This is a genomic window from Pleurocapsa sp. CCALA 161, assembly GCF_003003995.1.
Taxonomy (GTDB): Bacteria; Cyanobacteriota; Cyanobacteriia; order Cyanobacteriales; family Xenococcaceae; genus Waterburya.
Map to the genome: position 1 here is coordinate 1 of NZ_PVWF01000198.1, position 5,348 is coordinate 5,348.

General features: G+C 39.7%; 5 protein-coding genes and 1 tRNA gene. 3 read left to right on the forward strand and 3 right to left on the reverse strand.

What is annotated here, in order from left to right; translation table 11 throughout:
• A partial coding sequence (locus tag C7B62_RS24175) for a serine/threonine-protein kinase (protein ID WP_146132200.1) occupies window positions 1-504 on the reverse strand: 504 nt, incomplete at its 3' end.
• A 263-nt stretch (window positions 505-767) separates the two neighbouring features.
• Here C7B62_RS24175 and C7B62_RS24180 point away from each other — a divergent pair.
• From C7B62_RS24180 to C7B62_RS24190, 3 genes are all read left to right on the forward strand, one after another.
• Window positions 768-1,898, forward strand: coding sequence for a phosphotransferase enzyme family protein (locus tag C7B62_RS24180; protein WP_106243740.1), 1,131 nt, complete (start codon window positions 768-770; stop codon window positions 1,896-1,898).
• A 46-nt stretch (window positions 1,899-1,944) separates the two neighbouring features.
• Complete coding sequence (locus C7B62_RS24185) at window positions 1,945-3,207, forward strand: glycosyltransferase (protein ID WP_106243742.1); 1,263 nt, start codon at window positions 1,945-1,947, stop codon at window positions 3,205-3,207.
• Window positions 3,208-3,318: 111 nt separating this feature from the next.
• Complete coding sequence (locus tag C7B62_RS24190; RefSeq protein WP_106243744.1) at window positions 3,319-5,025, forward strand: aconitase/3-isopropylmalate dehydratase large subunit family protein; 1,707 nt, start codon at window positions 3,319-3,321, stop codon at window positions 5,023-5,025.
• A gap of 25 nt (window positions 5,026-5,050) precedes the next feature.
• Here the strand turns inward: C7B62_RS24190 and C7B62_RS24195 are convergent, their stop codons facing one another.
• Entirely contained in the window at window positions 5,051-5,218 is a 168-nt protein-coding gene (locus tag C7B62_RS24195; protein WP_106243747.1) for a hypothetical protein, read from the reverse strand.
• Between the two features lie 15 nt (window positions 5,219-5,233).
• Window positions 5,234-5,318: transfer RNA gene (locus tag C7B62_RS24200), tRNA-Ser, on the reverse strand.
• Window positions 5,319-5,348: the final 30 nt, after the last annotated feature.

A 5,348-nucleotide genomic window follows, 5' to 3' on the forward strand; every position in this document is an offset into this window, starting at 1 on the left:
GATATTATCTGGCTTAATATCTCGATGGAGAAACTGAGCTTGATGCAGGATTTCTAGCGCCTCTCCCACCTTAGCAATATGCTCTAAGGCTTTTGCTTGGGATAATTTTCCTTGCCTTTGCTTGAGAAACTCGGTTAAGGTTTTACCCTTAAGATATTCCATGACCAGATAGGCAGTATTATTTTCTTCAAAATAATAGAAAACCCGAACAATCCCAGGATGATTAAACTGACCGAGGGTTTGACCTTCGAGTAAAAATTTTTGTTTGGCGTTGCTGTAGGTGTCTAAATTCCAACGCCCCGCAGATACAACGGTTGAACCTTCTCGCCAACAGCCTTCAGGAAAAAATTCTTTGACCGCTACGGCTCGATTTAATCTGGTGTCGATCCCCTGATAAGTAATCCCAAAGCCGCCTTGACCAAGGGGTTGTTTAATCCGATACTCTCCGCTTGCCAAACAAGCACCAGGACTCAATATACCCTTAACCCTGGTAAATTTTTCCATGAACTCAACTCCTTAACAACTCTTCCCCGTTGATTTATCCATCTTTCAGCCGAAATTTGTTACCCTGATATGCCGATCCTGCTAAACAATCTTAAGCTGTATCCAGTTAGTTTTTTGATTAGTTTATTTCAGTGGAAATACTTACTTAGTTAATTTAGCTAATTTGATGAAAAATCACGATCTAGATGACTTGAGCAATTAAAATGTTCTAATTGTGGAGGGTATTTTATAGCAGTAACTACGTCTGTAGTATTGAGGAGGATATGACAGATCAGCCTGAGACAATCAAACAAACTTTTGACCAGCTAGTTGAAATTGCCAATCAATTTGAACCTAACGCAAAAGTTACTAACATTCAACATCACGGCAGTGGCAATATTAATAGTACATTTTTAGTTACTCTGGAGCTTCAACCGCCATTTATTCTGCAACGTCTCAATACTGTCGTATTTTGCCAACCAGAATTGGTTATGAATAATATTTGTATTTTGTCAGATTATGTTCGTCAAAAGTTAGAGCAGGGTAATTTTTCTGTTCAGCGCCGTTGGCTAATGCCGAGGGTGCTATTCACTCCTCAAAACCAAAACCACTACGTAGCGGAAGATGGTACTTTCTGGCGGGGGATCAGCTTTATTGATAATTCCCAGTCTTTTGATACGATTCAAAATTTGCAACACGCTCAAGAAATTGGCTATGGCTTGGGGATGTTTCACCGCTTGCTGACTAATTTACCAACAGAACAACTAGCAGATACCTTAGTAGGATTTCATATTACCCCAGGATACCTCAAGCATTATCATCAGGTGCGAGAGAAAATACAGATAAAGTCTTCTGCTGAAGTTAACTACTGTCTTCAGTTTATTCGCGATCGCCCAAACTTACCTTATATTTTAGAAAACGCCAGAATCAATGGCAAACTTCACTTGAGAACAATTCACGGCGATCCTAAAATTAATAATATTATGATTGACTGCTCTACTAAAGAAGCAGTAGCAATGATCGACCTTGATACAGTTAAGCCAGGTTTAATTCATTATGACATTGGCGATTGTTTGCGATCTGGCTGCAATCTATTAGGAGAAGAAACTAGTAAGTGGACAGAGGTTAAGTTTGAACCACAACTTGCTCAAGCCATCCTGAAAGGATATTTAGAAGTAGCACGGGACTTTTTGACTCAAGATGACTATCAATATATTTACGATTCTATTCGCTTGTTGGCGTTTGAGTTAGGACTAAGATTTTTTACCGATCATCTAGAGGGGAATGTTTACTTCAACGCTAATCATGACGAACACAATTTAGCCAGAGCTTTAGTGCAATTTAAGCTCACAGAAAGTATCGAAAGCCAGCAAGAGACAATTGAGCAAATAATTGCCGAACTGATGAACTGTTAATCGTTTGTCTTAAATATTAAATATAGTCATAGTCATATAGTTAAATATGCGCATCGCTATTATTGTCGATCAATTTCCCAGTTTGTCAGAAACTTTTATCTTAAATCAAATTACAGGATTGATCGATCGCGGTCATGAGGTAGATATATATAGCGATCGCCTGGGCAATATTCAGCAAACTCAGGCTGAAATACAGGAATATAGCCTTTTAGATAGGACTTACTATACTCCTGTTCCTGGCAATGCTGTATTGCGAATTATATCGGCTATTTTCTTGTTTTTACGCAATTTTTGGACAGCACCCAAGCCAATTTTACGAGCAATTAATTTTGTCCGCTATAACCGCGCTAATTATGGAGAACCCGCAAGTTTTCTCAAGCCTCTTCATCTCATAATTCCGTGGCTAAATCAAACCGCTTACGATGTGATTCTTTGTCATTATGGACGCAATGGGTTAAAAGCTACTTTACTCAAAGATTTGGGTATTACTCAAGGAAAAATTGCCGTTGTCTTTCACGGTTATGATATTTCTCGTTATTTAGATCTGCATGGCGAAGATATCTACAATTATCTTTTTGAGCAGGCAGATCTGCTTTTGCCAATTAGTCAATATTGGCAAAAAAAGTTAATCGCTCTTGGCTGCAATCCCCATAAAACTTTAGTGCAACACATGGGTATTGACTGTAACAAATTTAATTATGCTGCTCCTTCATCCTCAAAGCAATTTTCCTTGCTTAGTGTTGCCCGTTTAGTTGAGAAAAAAGGATTAGAGTATAGTATTCGAGCAGTGGCGCAGTTAATTCCCCATTATCCTCATTTGCAATATCAAATTGTTGGAGATGGTGTTTTAAGACAAGAGTTAAACAATTTGATTCAACAGTTAAACGCTGTCCATCACATTAAATTATTAGGGTGGAAACAACAAGCAGAAATTATCAGCATGATGGAAAATTCAGCTTTAGTCTTGGCCCCAAGTGTTACTAGTCGTGATGGTGATTGTGAAGGAATTCCTGTTTGTCTAATGGAATCAATGGCTAAAGGAGTACCCGCAGTTAGCACCTATCATAGCGGCATTCCTGAATTGATTGAAGATGGAAGATCTGGATACTTGTTGCCAGAAAGAGATGTTTCTGGTTTGGCTAGCAAGATTGAAATTTTGATTAATGACCTTGAACTAAGAACAATCATCAGTTTAGCTGGTCGTCAAAAGGTTGAGCAGGAATACAATCTGGAGATTCTCAACCAGAGTCTTGAGCAGATCTTACAACATTTAAAATCTGACCGCGGAAGGCGGAGTACCGTTCACTAAGCTTAATTTTTTTCTTTGGAGTTAAGAAATATGAGTTTAAAAGAGCAATCGCACATTTGAACAGTAATTGATAGATGACATATAAAACTGAATACCTGACACATTCCTCAAATGAAGATAAAAGTTCTCAAACTTGGTGATGATATTAATACCGACGATATTATTCCCGCTCATCGCAGTACTAACCCAGATCCCGAACATCAAAAACATTATGTCTTAGAACATTTAATTGGTGTCGATACCTTATTACAGTATGAAGTCATAGAAGCAGGCGAAAACTTTGGCTGTGGTTCAAGTCGAGAATATGCACCCATCGCCATTAAGACAGCAGGGATCAAATTAGTGCGCGCTCGTTCTTTTGCCGAGATTTTTTATCGCAATAGTATTAATATTGGTCTGGCTGTAGAAATTATTGGCGAAAGCCAAGATAATCCTGTCGTTCAAGCTATTTCCGCAGCAGGGGGATTAACAGCTTTCAATCAACAACGATTACAATCTAAGATTGCTGTTCCTCACAGTAATACTCCCTCTCGTTCAATGACTATGGCGGAGAAGATGCTGGCTAGGGCTTCTGGTAATGATTATGTGCAGCCTGGAGAGGTAGTATTTGCTAAAGTTGATTTAGCTATGTCTCATGATGCGATCGCTGCTCCTGTATTTGAGCTTTTTAGAACTAATTTTGGTGAATATGCCCAAATATGGGATGCAAGCAAGGTTGTTTTAGTTGCCGATCACTTTATTCAGGTTAACGATATTCGAATCGATTCTCAAGCAACTAAGCTGTATCAAAACATGGTAGATTTTGCTCATCACTATGGCTGTAGACTTTTCGATCTAGTATCTCCTGGAGAAGCATCAGGCATCTGTCATGTCTTGCTGCCAGAACAAGGTTTGATTCATCCAGGTATGATTATTGCGGGTACTGATTCCCATAGCTGTACCTATGGAGCATTTGGCAGCTTTTCAACTGGAGTGGGAACTACCGATATGGCGAACATCTTGGCTACGGGGGATATGTGGCTGCGTGTTCCTGGTACGATTGTGTTTGTGCTGGGGGGAAGGTTACCTCAAGATCTAAGCGCGAAGGATATTATGCTGTTTATCTTAGGAAAAATTGGCTGTCAGGGAGCCATGGGCAAGGTGCTTGAGTTTCGAGGAAGCATTATCGAACAGCTATCAATTGATGAACGGATGACTTTGAGTAATATGGCGGTGGAGTGTGGCGCAATGTGTGGTTTGATTGTTCCTGATGCTGTTACTGCTGAATATCTGCAAAACAAAAATGTAAATGTATCTGACTATACCCCTATAGTCGGAGATCAAGATGCAATATATGACTCTGTTTATCAATTCGATCTAAGTAATCTTGAAGCCCAAATAGCCTGTCCTCCTAAACCAGATAACGTAGTCAATCTCAGTGAATTACCAGACATCCCCATTACTCTAGCGTTTATTGGCTCTTGTACAGGGGGAAAACTTACGGACTTAGCCCAGGCTGCTGCCATATTGAAAGATCGTCAGGTAAATCCTCAGGTACAGATGTATGTTGTTCCTGCTTCCCAACTAATCCGACAGCAAGCAGAAGCGCTAGGATATTTGGAAATTTTTGCTCAGGCTGGAGTCCAGATTCTTAAGTCTGGTTGCGGTGCTTGTATCAATTCTGGTAAAGGGGTTCTGGGGAAACAAGAAACGGGAATCTATGCCACTAATCGCAATTTTACAGGACGTACAGGAGATCCAACCAGCAAAAATTATCTAGCTTCCCCTAGAGTGGTGAGTATTTCTGCTGTGAACGGGAAAATAAGCGATCGCCTTTAATTTTTACAAAGTCACGAGTGTAAGATCAGCTCAGTAAATAACTAATTATTGATATTGATCGAGATAATTGATCGACGGGTGCAGGAATCATTTCACCTCGCGAATCAATTAACTGCACTACTACTAAATAAGCGATCGCAATTAAAATTGAAATTACTCCTGTAATGATTGCTACAACTTTGCCTTGATTCATGATTATCTTACTGTACGGAGAGGGTGGGATTCGAACCCACGTTCTCTTTCAAGAAACTCGATTTCAAGTCGAGCGCGTTCGACCACTCTGCCACCTCTCCTAATTTATGGCTTAATTATCATAGCAGAGA

Coding starts and splice junctions, on each gene's coding strand:
- C7B62_RS24195 (WP_106243747.1), bottom strand. CDS start 5,218: ATGAATCAAGGCAAAGTTGTAGCAATCATTACAGGAGTAATTTCAATT.
- C7B62_RS24180 (WP_106243740.1), top strand. CDS start 768: ATGACAGATCAGCCTGAGACAATCAAACAAACTTTTGACCAGCTAGTT.
- C7B62_RS24190 (WP_106243744.1), top strand. CDS start 3,319: ATGAAGATAAAAGTTCTCAAACTTGGTGATGATATTAATACCGACGAT.
- C7B62_RS24185 (WP_106243742.1), top strand. CDS start 1,945: ATGCGCATCGCTATTATTGTCGATCAATTTCCCAGTTTGTCAGAAACT.